The sequence below is a fragment of the Arenibacter sp. P308M17 genome (genome assembly GCF_003426735.1).
Classification (GTDB): Bacteria; Bacteroidota; Bacteroidia; order Flavobacteriales; family Flavobacteriaceae; genus Arenibacter.
On record NZ_QVON01000009.1, the window covers coordinates 122,355 to 140,288 of the forward strand.

General features: G+C 41.2%; 15 protein-coding genes. 5 read left to right on the forward strand and 10 right to left on the reverse strand.

What is annotated here, in order from left to right:
- Window positions 1-191 precede the first annotated feature (191 nt).
- Window positions 192-2,771 carry a prolyl oligopeptidase family serine peptidase gene (locus D0S24_RS18610; protein ID WP_251795832.1) on the forward strand — a complete coding sequence of 860 codons (2,580 nt, stop codon included), beginning with the start codon at window positions 192-194 and terminating at the stop codon, window positions 2,769-2,771.
- Between the two features lie 266 nt (window positions 2,772-3,037).
- Here D0S24_RS18610 and D0S24_RS18615 read toward each other — a convergent pair whose 3' ends face one another.
- The 6 genes from D0S24_RS18615 to D0S24_RS18645 form a co-directional block, all read right to left on the reverse strand.
- Window positions 3,038-3,619, reverse strand: coding sequence for a hypothetical protein (locus D0S24_RS18615; RefSeq protein ID WP_147321480.1), 582 nt, complete (start codon window positions 3,617-3,619; stop codon window positions 3,038-3,040).
- A gap of 1,170 nt (window positions 3,620-4,789) precedes the next feature.
- Entirely contained in the window at window positions 4,790-6,409 is a 1,620-nt protein-coding gene (locus D0S24_RS18625) for a family 20 glycosylhydrolase (protein WP_117021340.1), read from the reverse strand.
- 50 nt (window positions 6,410-6,459) lie between these two features.
- Window positions 6,460-7,104, reverse strand: a complete 645-nt coding sequence (locus D0S24_RS18630) for a GDSL-type esterase/lipase family protein (RefSeq protein WP_251795833.1) — start codon at window positions 7,102-7,104, stop codon at window positions 6,460-6,462.
- A gap of 186 nt (window positions 7,105-7,290) precedes the next feature.
- Window positions 7,291-8,199 (reverse strand): SMP-30/gluconolactonase/LRE family protein, encoded by a 909-nt coding sequence (locus tag D0S24_RS18635; protein WP_220377791.1) that lies wholly within the window; start codon window positions 8,197-8,199, stop codon window positions 7,291-7,293.
- Window positions 8,200-8,319: 120 nt separating this feature from the next.
- Entirely contained in the window at window positions 8,320-9,345 is a 1,026-nt protein-coding gene (locus D0S24_RS18640) for a DUF3500 domain-containing protein (RefSeq protein ID WP_117021342.1), read from the reverse strand.
- Between the two features lie 53 nt (window positions 9,346-9,398).
- Window positions 9,399-10,889, reverse strand: coding sequence for a DUF5050 domain-containing protein (locus D0S24_RS18645; RefSeq protein WP_117021343.1), 1,491 nt, complete (start codon window positions 10,887-10,889; stop codon window positions 9,399-9,401).
- 106 nt (window positions 10,890-10,995) lie between these two features.
- On the opposite strand from D0S24_RS18645, the gene mazG reads away from it, so the two are divergent.
- The 4 genes from mazG to D0S24_RS18665 all read left to right on the forward strand — a co-directional run bounded on the left by mazG (window position 10,996) and on the right by D0S24_RS18665 (window position 14,119).
- The gene (gene mazG / locus D0S24_RS18650; protein WP_117021344.1) at window positions 10,996-11,769 is read left to right on the forward strand and encodes a nucleoside triphosphate pyrophosphohydrolase; all 774 of its coding nucleotides are present in this window, start codon (window positions 10,996-10,998) and stop codon (window positions 11,767-11,769) included.
- Window positions 11,770-11,856: 87 nt separating this feature from the next.
- Window positions 11,857-13,245, forward strand: a complete 1,389-nt coding sequence (locus D0S24_RS18655; RefSeq protein ID WP_117021345.1) for an MATE family efflux transporter — start codon at window positions 11,857-11,859, stop codon at window positions 13,243-13,245.
- Window positions 13,246-13,318: 73 nt separating this feature from the next.
- Window positions 13,319-13,546, forward strand: coding sequence for a hypothetical protein (locus D0S24_RS18660; protein WP_111624748.1), 228 nt, complete (start codon window positions 13,319-13,321; stop codon window positions 13,544-13,546).
- A 3-nt stretch (window positions 13,547-13,549) separates the two neighbouring features.
- Complete coding sequence (locus tag D0S24_RS18665) at window positions 13,550-14,119, forward strand: phosphatase PAP2 family protein (RefSeq protein ID WP_117021346.1); 570 nt, start codon at window positions 13,550-13,552, stop codon at window positions 14,117-14,119.
- Between the two features lie 134 nt (window positions 14,120-14,253).
- Here the strand turns inward: D0S24_RS18665 and D0S24_RS18670 are convergent, their stop codons facing one another.
- From D0S24_RS18670 to D0S24_RS18685, 4 genes are read right to left on the reverse strand one after another with little or no spacing between them, the layout of a single operon-like run.
- The gene (locus D0S24_RS18670) at window positions 14,254-14,934 is read right to left on the reverse strand and encodes a hypothetical protein (RefSeq protein WP_251795834.1); all 681 of its coding nucleotides are present in this window, start codon (window positions 14,932-14,934) and stop codon (window positions 14,254-14,256) included.
- Window positions 14,931-16,574 carry a glycosyltransferase family 39 protein gene (locus D0S24_RS18675; RefSeq protein ID WP_117021348.1) on the reverse strand — a complete coding sequence of 548 codons (1,644 nt, stop codon included), beginning with the start codon at window positions 16,572-16,574 and terminating at the stop codon, window positions 14,931-14,933. Before D0S24_RS18675 ends, D0S24_RS18670 begins: the two co-directional genes overlap by 4 nt.
- The gene (locus D0S24_RS18680; RefSeq protein WP_117021349.1) at window positions 16,555-17,193 is read right to left on the reverse strand and encodes a lipid-A-disaccharide synthase N-terminal domain-containing protein; all 639 of its coding nucleotides are present in this window, start codon (window positions 17,191-17,193) and stop codon (window positions 16,555-16,557) included. The genes D0S24_RS18675 and D0S24_RS18680 overlap by 20 nt, the downstream gene beginning before the upstream one ends.
- Window positions 17,194-17,907 carry a glycosyltransferase family 2 protein gene (locus D0S24_RS18685; RefSeq protein ID WP_117021350.1) on the reverse strand — a complete coding sequence of 238 codons (714 nt, stop codon included), beginning with the start codon at window positions 17,905-17,907 and terminating at the stop codon, window positions 17,194-17,196.
- Window positions 17,908-17,934: the final 27 nt, after the last annotated feature.

Sequence of the window (17,934 nt, forward strand, 5' to 3'; positions counted from 1 at the left end):
ATATTAATTTATTTACAAATTATAGAACCTTCGTTTTCGAAGGTTTTTTTGGGTCCATATCTTTCGTAGTAATGGCCCTTTGATAAAATTATTCCCCATTTGGCTTCGGGTTTGTGTTGTTGGTCTAAATTGTTGGGCAGCGGCCTACAAATTGTGGAAATTAAAATTCCAATTCATTATTCAGTTTTATTATGGCTAAATTATACAAAAAAAGCGCTGCTGTTTTATTAATGTTCATGGTCCTTCCCATTGCACTTATCGGGCAACAACGTACCGGAAATATCGTGGAATATTTTGGCAAGGAAAAAGTGGAGGACATCCATGAAGGAAAGGTAATCCATATATTTAACAAGGCCCTGGCCTTGACCATTCCAAGTTTCGGGTTTGAATCCTCCTCATTTCCTGAAGACCCTGTTTTTGACAAGTTTCTGATGAATCCCGATGTCCAGGTAAGGGAGGGTGAAGTTTTTGATATAGATCCCTTTGGAAAGGAATTAAAATGGAACGCCATAGCGGTTGACAGTACCAACAGTTTTTCGGGCAGGGACCTCAGGTCGGGCTACGTATACCTTAACTATAAATCAGTTTCTGAAAAAACGGTTTTGTTCGAAGCTTCCGGACATTCTTTGGCTTCCCTTAACGGTTACCCATATGAGGGCGACCACTATGATTTTGGCTGGAACCTTATCCCTTTGAAGTTGCAAAAGGGGAATAATATTTTTGTTTTAAAGGTCGGACGTTTCCCAAGGATCCGGGCACGGTTGCTGGAGCCTAAGGCCGAGGTTCAATTTACTACCCGTGATGTAACGGTTCCCGATCTTTTAACAGGGGAGAATATGGAATATATGGCAGCCATAAGAGTTGTCAACGCTTCCGATAGGTGGATCAGGAAATACGCTATTCAGGCTACCGTCAACGGCAGGGAGCTTACAACAAAAGTTACCGATATTCCGCCTTTATCGATCTCTAAGATTCCATTTTCCATTCCCTCGTCCACCTTGGATACTTCTCTAGAAAAAGTGAATGTTGATCTCCGATTGTTACAAAGTAACGGAGTGCAGGTGGCTAACGAAACCTTAACTTTAAACATAAAATCGAAGAATAAGCACCACAAAAGAACATTTATAAGCGATATAGATAAAAGTGTTCAGTATTACAGCGTTGCGCCGGACAAAAATGGGCAAACCGAGGGCGGAGCCCTTTTCCTTTCGGTTCATGGAGCTTCGGTAGAGGCCGTAAACCAGGCAAATGCCTATAAACAAAAGGATTGGGGCAACTTGGTTGCACCAACCAATAGGAGGCCCTTTGGATTTGCTTGGGAGGATTGGGGAAGATTGGACGCCTTGGAAGTACTGGCGGACAGCAAACGGATATATAAACCGGACAATAGCAAAATTTATCTAACAGGGCATTCCATGGGCGGGCATGGTACATGGTATTTAGGTGCCACATATCCGGACCATTTTGCAGCCATAGCACCATGTGCCGGATACCCCGATCTGTTATTGTACCGTGGAAGTAGGTCCAAAAGACTTCAGGAAATGACAGAGGAACAACGAATGCGGTACGGGATTGGCCCTAAAATGTTCGAACGCCTAACCCAGGAGCATGTACCCACGGCAGTTGAAAAAATGGTCGAAAGAGCGGGGAATCCGAGCAGAACCCTAAAATTGATCCGAAATTATCTGCATCATGGAGTATATGTACTGCACGGCGAAAAGGATAATGTGGTTCCTACCTATATAGCCCGTGACATGAGGGAGCGATTGGGGAAATTTCATCCGGATTTTACTTATTACGAGTATCCCGGCGGTACGCATTGGTATGGCGACCACAGTGTGGATTGGGAACCCATTTTCAATCTTTTTAAGAAACGGACGATTCCCGAGGTAAAGGATATAAAAAAATTGGAGTTCAGTACAGGATCCCCCGGAGTTTCTTCGTCTTCACATTTTATCTCCATCCATCAGCAACAAATACCTTTTGAAATTAGTTCCTTTGATTTTTCCTGGGATACCATTTTTAAAATCGACACCAAAAATGTGTCCTTGTTGGAGGTGGATTTTTCTCAATTGCCTGAAGAAATCAATAGTATCGAGCTTAATGGTAAGGAGATCAAAATCCCATCAAGGGGGGATACTTTTTTTAAGGAAAGGGATGGGGAGTGGAATATGGTGTCCAAACCGTCTTTGGAAGAAAAAGGTCCCCATAGATATGGAGGGTTCAAGGATGCCTTTAGAAATGATGTGGTGTTCGTATATGCAACCAAAGGTTCCAAGGCGGAGAACGATTGGTATTACAATAAGGCCAGGTTTGATGCCGATACCTTCTGGTACAAGGCCAATGGGAACATTGAATTGGTGGCGGATACCAACTTTTCCCCTAAGGACTATCCCGACCAAAATGTTATTGTTTATGGTAACAGGTCCAATAATGCGGCATGGGACAAACTATTGAAAAATAGTCCGGTCCAAGTATCGGACAATACATTGAATTTTGGAAACAGAAGTCTGTCCGGAGGCAATTGGGGGCTTTATTTTATATTTCCCAGGACCGATAGTGATATTGCCAGTGTTGGAGTTGTATCGGCAACGGGGGAGAAGGGAATGAAAGCGGCCTATGCCAACCATTATTTAGTGAACGGAACCACCTTTCCGGATGTATTGCTCTTTGACGAAACTGTTTTGGTGAACGGAACTTCTGCCATTAAATGCGCTGGGTTCTTCGGAAATGACTGGACAATTGATAAGGGTGATTTTGAATGGAAATAGTGTTTTATTAATGTAGCAATTTAGCAATGTAACAATGGGCTAATGTTACAATTTGAAACTTTGTCGATTTGAAGATTTGATAATTTGAAGATTTGATAATATTGTAAGTATACCACTAAGATAAAGCCTGTACTTCCGCTGGGAGGGTACAGGCTTTTTTGTAAAGGGGATGTAATATGCCCTTAAACATTTATCCCCGGATTTTTTGTTATTGAATCTTCGATTTCTGTCGGTATGAAGAATTTTAAAATAGGACTTTAATACGTTCAATATCTGGGAACATTAAATTCCCCATCGGTTATTATGACCTCTTTGGTGAGGATGGGTTGTCCTGTACTTGTATCGTAATTTGAAAGTATACCTGAAAATGTACCCTGTATGTTGTCTTCAGAAATCTTGTCATATCTTATTTTTGCATTCTTGTAAAGTTGGGTCGAGATAATGTTTTTACTTGTAACAAACATGGTCTTCACCATATCCGTATATCCCATTGAAAAAATGAGGTCCGGGACGGTGCTATCCGGGGCCTCAATGTTGGTGTAGGTAATATTGGTCGTAACTTCGGCACTATTGCCTATATATATGACCAATCTGTTGGTTTGGCCCGAATCTAGAATATTTGCAGCACCGAATACCTGCATGCCATAAGATTCGCTATTGGAATCGTATTCATAAATACCCGTAAGGTTGATCTGTGTCTCTGGTTTAAAGGGATAATCTATTTGTGTACCATCCAACTTATAACGGAAATAGTACTTTGAAGTATTTTCATCATTTGGGCTATCATCGGACGAACAGGCTTGAAAAAGAAAAATCAATGGGAGCAAAAGGCTGTAATGGTATTTCATAGAGAATGGCTTATGTGTGAATGGAATCGGTGTTGTGGTTATTCTTTGCTCTGTTTCCCTTTTATCGATAAATATCCTATGGTTTGATCAAAGCTATCCGAAGGGCCAACGGGCTTAGGGGCCATTTTTTGAAAATGTACTGCAAACCCTGAGGATCGATTTGTTTGGGTGGGTAAAAAAGTCGGATATATTCTGAGTATCCATCTTGAAGGGTATTTTTATTTCAAAAATAATAATCATAAGGTTGGGATGAAATCTCGGATGATTAACTGTAGGCGGCAATTTATTTTATGTTGGAAACCAATGATTTTTTGTCAGAATAAATATCTACATAAGAAAAGCGGTCTTGTATTGTTTATGCCGTTAATGTTGCGGAGGATCTGGATATCGAAAATATATAGGTTCCGCCCCTAATGATTCAACCATTTATAGAAAACAGTATTTAGCAAAGCTGTAGTAGATGATGAAGAACATTGTACCAGAAGATAGGTGGCCAATTTGTGAGGGGAACAACCCAAAAAAAGACAAGTATCCCGTACAATCTTAAAGATGTATGTCTCTAATACCTAACATCTACTAAGTGGCTTCGACTACCCTCAATCCCTTAACTTTAAACTTTGTAACTTCTATCCCCTCCGTTTTTTAATTATGGTATTAAATTTTTTCTACCCTTTAACTCCCCCTCCTTGGGAGGGGGTTGGGGGGAGGACTGTCACTGTTAACTGCCAACTCCATTTGAACATTGAAACTTGCAACTTCCACCCCTTCCGTCTTCTCCTACGTCGAAGCCACCTTCCCCTTTCCAGTGGAAGGAGCTTTTATTGGCTCTAACCGTTAATTGTGATCCTGCCACTGTCTACTGTGAAGACCAATTAATTCCAATACTCAATACGATGTACTCAAAGAAGATTCTAACATCCAATACGTTAAATTTCAAAGTTGCAATGTTGAAAGTTGCAATGTTGAAAGTTGCAATGTTAAAAGTTGCAGTGTTGAAAGTTGCAATGTTAAATGTTAAAAGTTGTATCTAAACATCTCAATTCTAACATCTAGTAACTAATATCTAGCATCTAGTATCTCCATTCAAGCATCTCAATTCTAGTATCTCAATTCTAAAATCTAACATCTAGTATCTATTATCTAGCCTTCGTTTCGCCTCCTTATCCAAAATCAGTCCTTATCGATGGTTTTGTAGGTGTACTTGCTTTTTTTCCAATCAATGAGTTCCGAAGGGTAGTACTTTACATTCATTTTATCCAAATAGGGTGCCTGGTTGCCCAACCTTAGCTTGTAATTTTCCCAACTCCTATTTTCTTCTGTGCTCCAGCTAAGTTCGGAATAACCGATCATCCTGGGAAATGCCAAATATTCCAACTCGTCCATACTGCTAATGGTCTCCGACCATAATGGGGCTTCAACCCCCAAAATATGATCCTTATTTATTCCCTGTACATATCTTTCAGGTGTCCAGACATATCCTGTATCCACAGGAATATACCCCGCCCAATGAAGTCCGTGTTTGGAAAGGCTGTCATACTGCATATCCAAATAGGCCTTTTTGCCTGGGGACAATATAATTTTGAGCCCCTTTTCCACAGCCAATTTGGCATTTTCTTCATTGGACCAAAACTGGGCAATGGCAGTGGTATCTATATCGGCGTGCACAATTTCATCCCATCCTATCATTATTTTACCGTACTTCTTAACAATTTTGTCCACTTTGGAAACAAAATGGATAAAATCCTTTTTCTTGGTAACATGGCTTTCATCACCACCGGCATGGAAATATGGTCCTGGCGTAATGGCCGATATTTCCCTAACAACATCATCTATAAAGGCATATACCGTATCCTTACGTGTGTCGAAGGTGCTAAACCCAACTTCCGTTCCGGTATAAATTTTAGGTGTTTTTCCGTTTCCGTTCAATATGGGATACGAAACCGATGCGGCATTGGTATGCCCGGGCATATCTATTTCAGGAACTATGGTGATAAAATGTTTGGCGGCATAGGCTACTATATCCTTATAATCCTCTTGGGTATAAAAACCACCTGGGCCACCACCAACTTCTGAACTTCCCCCAATTTCTGTAAGCTTGGGCCATGATTTAATTTCTATTCTCCAGCCCTGATCATCTGCAAGGTGCAGGTGTAGGGTATTAATTTTGTAATAGGCCAAAATGTCTATATACTTCTTAACATCTTCTACGCTAAAGAAGTGACGGGCAACATCCAACATGGCCCCCCTATATTCAAAATTGGGATGGTCTGTTATCTTTCCGGTAGGAATCAACCACATTTTATTTTCGGATAGGGTATCATTACTGGTCTCCGGAATAATTTGCCTTATGGTCTGTATCCCCCTAAAGGCCCCTTCGGCCGTTTTTGCATTAAGGATAATGGAGTCTTGGGTTATGTACAGGCCGTAACCTTCCTTGGATGAAAAAGAGGTGCTGTCTGACTGATTTATAAAAATGATCCGTTGAGAGGTAGCCTTGTTTGTTGAATTTACGGGCAGGTCCAAATTGATCTGCCATTTTATCTTTTCGGATAGAAATTCACCAACCTCAGCAAAGCCCGCAGCATTTTCAGAGGTATAGATGATGGTGTTTTTATCCAGACCAAAGGCGCTGTTGGTAGGCGTTATCTTTAAAGGTTTTGGAATTAAATTTTCCTTGGTCAGGTCGGTTGCCGGAAAATTGATGACTTTCTTTTTTTCCTGTTGACAAGCTATGAAAGCGACAAAGGCGGTAAATACTAACAATGATTTAAAAAGAATTGATTTTTTCATGTGGATGGATGGATTGTATTGATATTACTTGTTAGTTCCTATTTTTAGCTTCAATTCATAAAGGGTTCTATGGCCAAATACCAAAGGTTGTATCCTTTATAGTTCATGTGGAGCCCATCATTTAAAAAGATGTCCTTTCTTAGCTGTTTACCATCCATCATCACATCCCATACATTGGCAAACTCCAAGGAAGTGTCCTTTTTGCAAAGTTGTTTAAACTGTCTGTTCAATCTTTTGTATTTTCTTTTTAAATGCCATCTGGCGATACTTGGTTTTGCTGCAATTATCACCACTTGGGTTCCGTTATCTTTTTCCCTTATTTTATCTATTATTTGGCGAGTGGTCGCTATTATATCTTTGGTTCTTTTCTTGGAGGCAATATCATTATCACCCTCGTAGATAAATACTTTTTTTGGGTTATATTGCAGTATGAGCTCGTTATGGTACCGGTAAAGATCGGAAGATTGGGATCCTCCAAAACCCGAGTTGATAATTTGGTGATCAGGAAACATGGCTTCCAAATTTTTCCACATTCTGATACTGGAACTACCTGTAAATACTATAGTTTCCTTGGAGGAATCCCAAAGGGAATCGTACTTTTTCTGTATGGCCATCACCTCCTTCCGAAAGGCCGGGGCTTCTTGGCCATAACTAAGGAAAGTCAAACAAAGGAATACAAAAGTGAGTTTTTTCAATGTTGTTAAATTAAAGGTGTAAAATAAAACTTTAAATGTTGCCGACAAATAATTTTCGACCTGGAACATGGGTTGTTCGCTAACGGTAAAATTACGTCTTCCTTGGCATTATCTGTTATTTTTTGTCAATACCATTTACAATGTAAGAAATTAGCCTCAATGGAAAACCCTTACGGACCTACTATATTACCTAACTCCCTTTACCTTCATCTCCAGGGTATACAAAGAATTCATGGCCGTAATGAAAAGGGTCTGCTGGTCTTTGCCTCCAAAGGTAACATTGGCCGTCCACTTCTGGTCTATAGGAATATGAAGTATTTGTTCCCCTTTGGGATTAAAGATGGTAACGCCATCCCCAGTAAGATAAACATTGCCTTGGTCGTCCATAGTCATTCCGTCAGATCCCATATTGGCAAATAGGGTCTTATTACCAAGACTGGCATCGGGATTTATGGTATACGAATAGGTTTTTTTATCGCCTATGTCCGAGACGTACAATAAGGAGCCGTCCTTATTACCAATAATGCCATTTGGCCTTACATAATCATTTGCCATGATGACTACATCCTGTTTCCCTTGCGGTAGATAATACACATTTTCTTTTTCCAAATCCTGTTCTGTCCTGGCCCAATACGATCTTTTATAGAATGGGTCGGTAAAGTAAATACCTCCCTTGGGGTCTACCCAAAGGTCGTTGGGCCCATTTAATTTTTTGCCTTCAAAATCATCGATCAGAACGGTTACATTTTTTTGGGAATCTATTCGCCACAGTTGATTTTTTTCATCGGCACAGGCCAAAAGATGGCCTTCTTGGTCAAAATAGAGTCCGTTGGCCCTTCCAGAAGGTTCCATATAAACAGATACGGTATTATCCTTGGCGGACCATTTTAGTATACGATCGTTGGGTTGGTCCGTAAAGAACACATCCCCATTGGGGGCCATGGCCGGGCCTTCGGTAAAAGCATAATCTGCCGCTACCAATTGTACTTTTGCGTTCTTGGCGATCAGGGCAGTGGGAAGGGATTTACAGGAAAGAAAAAGTAGCATCATACCAGTGAAAACGGTGATCAATGACAGATTGGATTTAATACGCATTGGTTCTCTTGGTTTATGGTTTGATGAAGTAATTATTCAGTATAAATTTTCCGATCGCCACATTTTCAAACTGACTCATTTTCAAATTGATTTATATCCAAATTGTATCCATTGGTATACTTATTTGTGATCTTTTTCATAGTGGGCCTTTAATACATCCTCCCCGTAATCATTGGTCAGATCCCTTACTACGGTATGTACATGGTTGGCATCGTTCTGGGTGTTGTCATATTCAATGAGCAACATAGGGCCCTGAATCCGGAAATAATGTCCTTTTCCGGGCTGCATGCTTCCGGCCCAAGCAAATTTTAAGCGGTCTATACCCGCTTTGTGTATTTTATCCCTAAATTCTTCGGCAAATCCATGCTCGTAATTGTTGATGTACAGGTCCAGAAGTTCCATAAAGATCTTTTTCTGATTTTGGGACAGGTCCGTATAGGGGATTCCCAAGGACTCCAATGCCCCTACCTTTCTTTTGGTCGTAGTAACGATATCGTGAGGGGCGACATCTGTAAATATTACAGTCTTTAATTGTTCCCCGGTCATGGAGTGCAGCAGTGAAAACCCTAATTGCGCTTCTTTCCTCAATACTTCCCTGCCCTTGTATTCCGTACTTCTTACAATGCCTGGGTTGGTCCCAAAAAAAGTAGGGGTAGCAGAACTTATAATTCCATCGGTGGAGGTGAAATTTAAGGAAAGATGGTGGCCTTCAAATCGCCATCCCCAGGCTTGGTCCTTGGAGGGATTGCCAAAAATACAAAAGTGATAATTTAGCGGATCACGTCTGGGCCTACCATCGGGCATTTTATCGGCATCATTATTTTCTATGATCCGCAGCACTTTTTCCAATTCCATAATTTCCTGGGACTTGCGAAAACCTTCCTCGCTCAGGGAGGCCCTAAGCAGGTCCAGCGCAGCCTTTTTTTGTACCTCGTTAAAATCATGGAAGGTGGCACCTTCCCTTGAAATAGGTACGTAATTCATATTAAGGCGTTCCGTATCCTCTAAGGAAAATAGGGTCTTGGCCTTTATTTCTTCAGATAGGCTGTTAATAAAATCATTGGCCTTTTGCAGTACGTTCTGAGCGGGCAGTATTCCAAAAAGGAATAAAAATAAAGTAAGTAATACTATTTTTCTTGATGTCATTTTAGGTGTTATTCTACTTGTTGGTTTATAATTATCAAAGGGGTCATTGATTTTTATTTTAGTCGATAGCTCACGAACGCCAAACGGCTGCTATCGGGAGACCATGAGGGTACGTTTATGGTTCCCTGCCCTCCGAACAATTTGGCTATGGTCCTGATTTCCTTGGTCTCAAGATCCATCAATCGGAGCATTACGTCTTTATTTGGGGGATGCAAATCTGCTGGAATATCCGGTTCAAAGGAAATATAGACCAACCATTTTCCATCAGGGGATGGATGTGGAAACCAATCATGGTACTTATCCGTGGTGAGCTGTTCCTGATCGCTTCCGTTGGTCTTCATACGCCATAGCTGCATGGTACCACTTCGGGAAGAATTAAAGTAGATGTATTTTCCATCGGGAGAGTAATCCGGTCCGTCATCATTTCCTTCGGCGGTGGTCAATCTGGTTTCCTCCCCTCCATTAACGGGAATGGTATAAATATCGTAGTTCCCATTTCGCTCTGCGCAATAGGCCAATGTGCTGCCATCCGGGGACCATCCGTGCCAGTAGGAAGGTCCTGTGGGAGTTATTTTTTTGGGTACCCCGCCTTCAATGGGAAGGGTATAGATCAATGACCTTCCTATCTCTGTTCCATCACTTATGACCAACATCTTGCCATCTGGTGAAATGCCGTGGTCATTGTTGATTTTTTTCGCAAAATCTGTGGGGATAAGTTCGGGATTGCCCCCTTCTACAGGAATTTGGTATAGTTGCCCTGTGCTATTGTATAGCAACTTTTTACCGTCCATTGTCCAATTTGGTGCTTCCAAACGATTTTTGGAATGGAGGATTATCTGTCTGTCCCAGGTGGCTATGGGAATAATTTCGAGGGTACTTTCCAATTTTTTAAGCGAGTCAGGCTTTGCTTCTAAATTTTCCAATACTACTTTGGTGAATTTGGCAGTTTCCACAACCTCGTTGTTATGGGAACAAACACCAAGCCCTACATAGAAGGGCGCTTTAAACGGCACTTTAATGGCTCCGCCGGACGCTATTAATTCTCCCCCAACTTTGGCAAGGGACATATAGAGATAGTCGCCCACCTTATCAATTCGGATCCGTTGTGGGGATTTGATGTTCGACTTCAGTTCCCGCGTGATATCCCCATCCGTTTCCCGATATTGTATAGCGGTCATGCCATCGCCATGAACGGCCACATCGGCATAGGCCGAGCCGGGATCCAAACTTTGGCGGATAATCAAACAGGCCTTTCTATGTGGATCCACCCCTTTGCCCAACCATTCAATATCGGCTGCTAGGGCAACATCCCCGGACATTTTTTTCCACACATAATGCAGCTGATCGTTATTGGACCACATATTGGTCCCGCTAGCGGAAATGGTATATGAACTATCGGTGGGGTTGAATTGAAGGGACCCCTTATGCTTTACTGCGCCAATATCTCCATGGCCTTGGAATATTCCAATATTCCGTTGAATTGCCCATGACATAAGTACGGTGCCTATCGCGACAGTTAGCAAAATAATTTTTTTATGGTCCATAATCGGCCGGGTCGTTTAACCAAGGTACTAAAGTTAGCTAAAAAACTCGGAACAAGCCATAGTTGGAACCATATAGACTTCGTATTTTTGCCCAAAAGCGAAGCTTATGAACTCTCGGGAATCCCAATTAAAAGCCTTTGATAGGCTGCTTACAATAATGGATGAATTGCGGGCCCAATGTCCTTGGGATAAAAAGCAGACCATGCAAACACTACGGCACCTGACCATTGAGGAAACTTATGAATTGGGAGATGCGATTCTGGAAAATGATCTGGAGGAAATAAAAAAGGAATTGGGGGATGTTCTCCTGCATATTGTTTTTTATGCCAAAATAGGAAGCGAAACCGGGCATTTCGACATAGCCGACGTTAGCAACCAAATCTGTGATAAGCTCATTAACAGGCACCCTCATATCTATGGGGATGTAGTGGTGGAAAATGAAGAGGAGGTGAAGCAGAATTGGGAAAAAATAAAACTAAAAGAGGGTAAAAAAAGTGTTCTGGAAGGCGTACCCAATGGACTCCCTGCCTTGGTAAAGGCCAACCGTATACAGGATAAGGTGGCCGGAGTGGGGTTCGACTGGGAAAAGCCGGAACAGGTTTGGGAAAAAGTACAGGAAGAATTGGAAGAATTTCAATATGAAGTTAAGCAGGGCAATGGGGACGCTATGGAGTCCGAGTTTGGGGATGTGCTGTTTTCTATGGTAAATTATGCACGTTTTTTGAACATAAATCCTGAAAACGCCCTGGAACGTACCAATAAGAAGTTCTTAAAACGATTTCAATATTTGGAAAACAGGGCCAAGGAACAGGGCAAGGCCATAAAGGATATGACCTTGGCGGAAATGGATGTTTTTTGGGAGGAGTCCAAAACCCAATAGAAAGCTTTCATTTTTCATAAATTTTCCATTATTCCCAAGAAAAAGAGTGGGGATAATATATATTTGCCCCTTCAAAAGTAAAGCGTTTTGTTACATAAATATACAAGGGAGTTTCGTTACAACCTATCCCTTTCCTTTCCCGTAATTCTAGGTATGCTCGGGCATTCCTTTGTACAGTTTGCCGACAATGTTATGGTGGGGCAATTGGGTACGGCAGAATTGGCCGCGGTTTCCTTGGGCAATAGTTTTGTGTTCATAGCCATGTCCTTGGGAATAGGCTTTTCTACGTCTATAACCCCGTTGGTAGCCGAGGCCGATGGGGCGGGCAATGTGGCTGCTGGTAAAAGCGCACTTAAGCACGGTCTATTATTGTGCACCATTATGGGAATTTCGCTTTTTGGGATAATATTGTTGGCCAAGCCGCTCATGTACCTAATGAAACAACCTCCTGAAGTGGTGGAATTGGCCATGCCCTATTTGGATTTAGTGGCATTTTCTTTGGTTCCTTTAATTATATACCAGGCTTTTAAGCAATTCTCCGAAGGCCTGTCCCAGACCAAGTATCCCATGTATGCCACGGTAATTGCAAATTTTGTAAATATTCTATTGAATTACCTTTTAATTTTTGGTTCCTGGGGCTTTCCTAAAATGGGAATCGTGGGGGCAGCCTGGGGAACATTGATTTCCCGTATTATTATGGTCATTTTTCTTTGGGTACTGCTGAAGAACAAAAAGAAATTTCACGACTATGTTACCGGATTCAACTTTAGGGACATAGAGAAAAGGGTCATGAAGAAAATCCTTGATCTCGGATTTCCTTCGGCCTTACAGATGTTTTTTGAGGTAGCCATTTTTACGGCAGCAGTTTGGTTAAGTGGTGTTTTGGGGAAAAATTCCCAAGCGGCCAACCAAATCGCCTTAAACTTGAGCAGTATGACCTTTATGGTAGGAATGGGACTGGGCGTGGCGGCTATGATCCGTGTGGGAAATCAAAAGGGATTAATGGACTTTAAAGAATTAAGGCGAATTGCACAGTCTATTTTTCTGCTCACCTTGCTATTGGAAATTGTTTTTGCGGTATCTTTTGTTGTTTTGAACAACTTTCTGCCAACAATTTATTTGGATCTAGGGGATGCCAACAATCTGGCAGATAACTTGGAGGTGATCAAGATGGCGGCAGAACTAATTTTGGTCGCGGCCGTGTTTCAAATTTCGGATGGTCTACAGGTGGTGGTATTGGGGGCGTTAAGAGGGCTGCAGGATGTTAGGATACCCACTATGATTACCTTTGTCGCCTATTGGATAATAGGCTTTCCCATTAGTTTTTATCTGGGACTCTACACGTCTTTGCAGAGTATCGGGATATGGATCGGTCTATTGTCCGGACTTACGGCATCTGCCATAATGTTGTATATTCGATTTAATTATCTGACCAAGAAACTAATTGCCCAAAGTGGATTGGAGGATATTGATTGACATTTAGGCAAGGCGGTATCTCCCGGGATGGGATAGTTTTGTGGATATCGATAATTATATAAAAAGTTGTTTTATGGAATTTCCAAAATTTTTATTAGGGGATAATACGGATTATCCAACGGCTATTTTTGTAGTACATACGGAATACCCCAGGTTTATAATCAACCTGGAAAACGATGAGGTAGAGTGGCTGGAAGATTTTACCCAGGAGGACGAAAAGGAGCTGGAGGCCGAGGCAGAGAATTTAATTGAACAGGCTACGGCTTTCTATGATCGGGAAATTTCTCGTTACGAAGAATAGCCTATGCTGGACCAATTGATACATTACGATAAGGAATTGTTTCTGTTCCTAAATAATTTGGGCAGTGCCAAGTGGGACGGTTTTTGGCTTTTCATGACCAATAAATGGAGTTCCGTTCCCCTTTATGGGCTGTTGGCATTTTTAACCTATAGGGCATTCGGTCCCAAACGCCTTTTAATGGCCATAGTGGCTATTGCACTGCTCGTTCTTGTAACGGACCAATTGGCCAATTTTTTTAAGTATGGGGTGCAACGGTTGAGACCCTGCCATGATAGCGGGATAATCGATCTGATGCGCTTGGTGAAAAGTTCCTGTGGCGGAAAATATGGCTATTTCTCCGCCCATGCCGCCAATTCCTTTGCCGTAGCCATTTTTTTTGCCACCTTGTTACGGACAAAGTACAAATATATAGGTCTGTTGCTAATGGTGTGGGCATCTGTGGTTGCTTATAGTAGGATATATATTGGGGTGCATTTTCCCTTGGATGTGCTTACTGGAACCCTAATTGGCACTTTTTTGGGAGGATTATTTTTGAAGCTCTTTCTAAAGGCCGTTTCCAAATACACTCCCTGATCCAGGAATCCAATTCAGGTTGGTCTTATTTTTACTTACCCTTTTTTGTCAACTGCATAAAGCATACAGCCAACATATCATCCACTCCTTGGCAAGGAATTCCATTTCATTCCAACACCCCCTTGCCCATTAGTTTAGTTAGACGTTTCCCGCTCAAAAATTTCCTTGTTCAGCGGACCTAGAAAAATAAGGAAAAAGATGGCCCCGAATGCCAATTCGTACACTTCCCATTTTCGGCTCGCCGGATTAAGGGCAACAAAAACGGTTGCCACTAAAAAGGCGATGGTATGATGCCATTTTACAATGGGTACTGCAAATTTGTTGGCCAAATCCTTAAACCAATTGTATTTTCTGAAGAGAACAGGGGTAATAATAAGGTAAATGAACATTACCAAGAACAACAATTGGCTAAAGATGATTTTGTTTATTTTTTTTTCACCTACCACCAAATTATGAAGGTTGGTTTCGCCCTGGGCGTTGTTTTCTATAAAAAATTCGCTGGATTCCACTCCGAAGATTCGTTGTCCCCATGAAATTTCTTCTCCTGAAGCAAAAAGGAACAAGACCACAAACAGGAAGGTTCCCAGTTTCCACCATATTTTTTTGCTGCGCCATAACTTTATTAGGTGGTATAGGGAAAGTAAAAAAATGCCAAATAGCATTATGGCGGTTCCCCATTCAACCGGGCCGTCTTCCTGGGCATAATTAACATCAAAATAGATATCGTCCATTAGCCCTATATAAAGACCGAACAATACAATTGCCAATACAATGCCGTATCCTATTTTTTCAATTTTGGAAAAGATATTCATCATCGCTTTTGAACTATATATAAATTACTTATCAAACGGTTCCTATGTCCCTTGCTCCCGGGATCGGCATTATGGTTTAAATCGTATACGGTTTTTAGCGTATAGCTATATTCCGGGTCAAAGATACGTTTAAATTCATTTTCATCCGTCGGAATTACCAGCACGCCAAATTTTTCCCCGTCGGGTATTGTGATTTCCTCTTCCCCTTTAAGTACAGGAATTCCGGCACCATAGTCCCAAAGCATCTCCGGGGAAATTTCTCCAAAGCAATAGATGTTTAAACCATCTTTCTGTGCTACTTCCCGTAAGGGCGAAATACTTTTGTACACCGAATTTTTGTCCATAGCTCCCATAAGCGGCATCGCCAATAATTTTATGGCAGCAATTAGGGCTATAGTGAGCAGGAAACAGCCATACAGATCACTCTTTCTTAATTTAATAAAAAGTAAGACACCTATAACGAAGAGTCCAAGGGAAGAAAGGATATAATAACCCCATAGGCCGTTTAAACCATCCTTAAGAAGAAAATATACAATAAACGGATAGGCCATACCAATAAGCGCTACAAGGGAAAAGTGGAAATATACTGGAATTTTTTCCTTAGGGCTTAGGGAATTCTTAAAATTATGTATGATGTATTCCAAATAAAATCCTGTATTCAGGGCGAGTGGAATTAAAACGGGCACCAGGTACCTGGCTTTTTTTTCAGGAATGATAGACAGTAGAATTACGGAAAAAATAGTCCATAGCAGGGTAAGTTGGTAGGTCTTTTTATTACTTACCCTATTTTTAAGATAGGGATATAGTAAACTTACCAAAGCTGGAAGGGACCATATGCCGCTTTGCACAAAGAAGCTCCAATAATAATAGAAGGGGCGCACATTGTAGCTGGACCAATTGGCAGTTTCCTTTTTGGTTATTGACAAAAAAGCGTCGGGATCGGCCAGCCGAACATAAAGGAACCACCATAGTCCAATAACCGTAGCCAATAGGATCATGACCAGTAGCGGAACGTATTTCCTATAAATACCAAAGCCCTTAAATTTATATACAGACCCATAGGCCAAGAGAAAAGGGAGTAGAAGTGCATATAATGAAACAGGTCCCTTACTCATAAAGGAAAGGCCTATAAAGAGTCCGGCAAGTAGACCGTTCTTCCATTTGTTGTCCGGAAAGCTAAAAAAACCATATAAAAAATAGATGGCTATCAACATAAATCCGTGGGTATATATATCCCATGGAGCTTCAATGGTAATTACAATAATATAAAAAGAGCTTAATAAAATTAGGGCATTAATAAGTGCAAGCAATTTATTGTTCCATAATTTCAAGGATAACAAATATCCCATATATCCTAAAATTATGGCCATTAACATAGTTGGTAGCCGAAGTGCGGCTATATTTTCCAAACCAAAAGCTAATCCAAAGAGCGCAGTGATCCAACTTGGCAAAGGGGGTTTTTCATATCTTGGCATTTCGTTCAAGGTGGTCAGCAGCCAATTGCCCTCGGTAATCATTTCCCTTGCCGTAATGAAATTTCTGGCTTCCATGATAGTAACGGGAACAACGTTCAAATGAAAAAGAAAAATGGAGGTTCCCGCCAAGAAGATCAGGGCAATGGGATTATTTTTCAACCAGGTCATGCTCTTGATTTTTAAGGATAAACAGATTTCTTAAATAGACGATCAATCCCAATGAATGGCCCGCAAATAGTACCGGGTCTTTCCTGAAAATAGCATAGGTAAGAATCAAGGAGGCCCCAATTAAACTTAACAGCCAAAAACCAAAGGGAAGACTGGAGGCGTTCTTTTTCTCGGAATATATCCATTGGTATACAAACCGAAAGGTGAAAATAACCTGGGCTATACTGCCCAACAAAAGCAACCAGATAGGAATATTTTCATTGCTGAAGAATTGCCTTAGGTCGTAGGTATTGTTATTGTATCCATAAACTATAATTATCAATGGGAAAACCCATAGGAAAATCCTAAATGCCCTTGGCAATTTGGTCCATTCACCTTGTAACTGGATGTTGCGGATATAGATAAAATAGGTAAGGGCCTGTCCCAACATTATGGCAAAATCGTTGCGCAACCATCCGTAGACGAACAATAGAAATGAAGCCAATAGACTTAGTTGCCAAAAGAGTCTGGGGGTAATTACTTTTTTGCTCTTTTCCGAAAGTACCCATTGCACCAACATTCTACTGGAAAACAGAATTTGGGCAATAAAGCCAATTGCATAAACCATCCAATCTGCCATTTACCCTATTTTATCTACTTGGTAGTTAATATATTTCTTCTTCATCCATAAATAGGCAAAACAATCCATAAGTGGTCCCAATAACCTGTTCCAAAGGCCAAATTTTGCGGTTCCGGCCATTCGTGGAAAATGGCGAATCGGAATTTGCACAATGCTTCCATTTTGTAGTAGGATCATGGCGGGTAAAAACCGATGTAAACCTTTGAACATAGGAATTCTTTTGGCATAATCCGTTTTTATTACTTTCAGCGGACAGCCGGTATCGTCCATGCCGTCTTGCGTAAATGCACGGCGTATGCCATTGGCGATCGTGGAAGATGCATTTTTTACAAAAGAATCCTTTCTGTCTGCCCGTACCCCGGTAACCAGGTCGTATTGGCCTATATATTCCAGGAGAAGGTTAAAGTCTTCAGGGGATGTCTGTAGGTCAGAATCTATATAGCCTACCAGAGGGGTATTGGCATAGTCAAAACCGGCTTTGATGGCCGCACTCAATCCTTTATTATCGACAAATTTCACAAAACCAAAAGTTTCGTTTCTCTGGCAAATGGCTTCTATCAATTCTTGGCTCCTATCTTTTGAACCATCATTAACGAACAGTACTTTCGCCTTTTTTGTACAAATGGTCATGTAGTCCTTAAGCTCCTTTTCAACACGTTCCAAATTATCTTCTTCATTATAGACAGGAATAATTATGGTGAATTCGTAATTCATTTTATGCAGGGATAAGTGCTTTTGTGG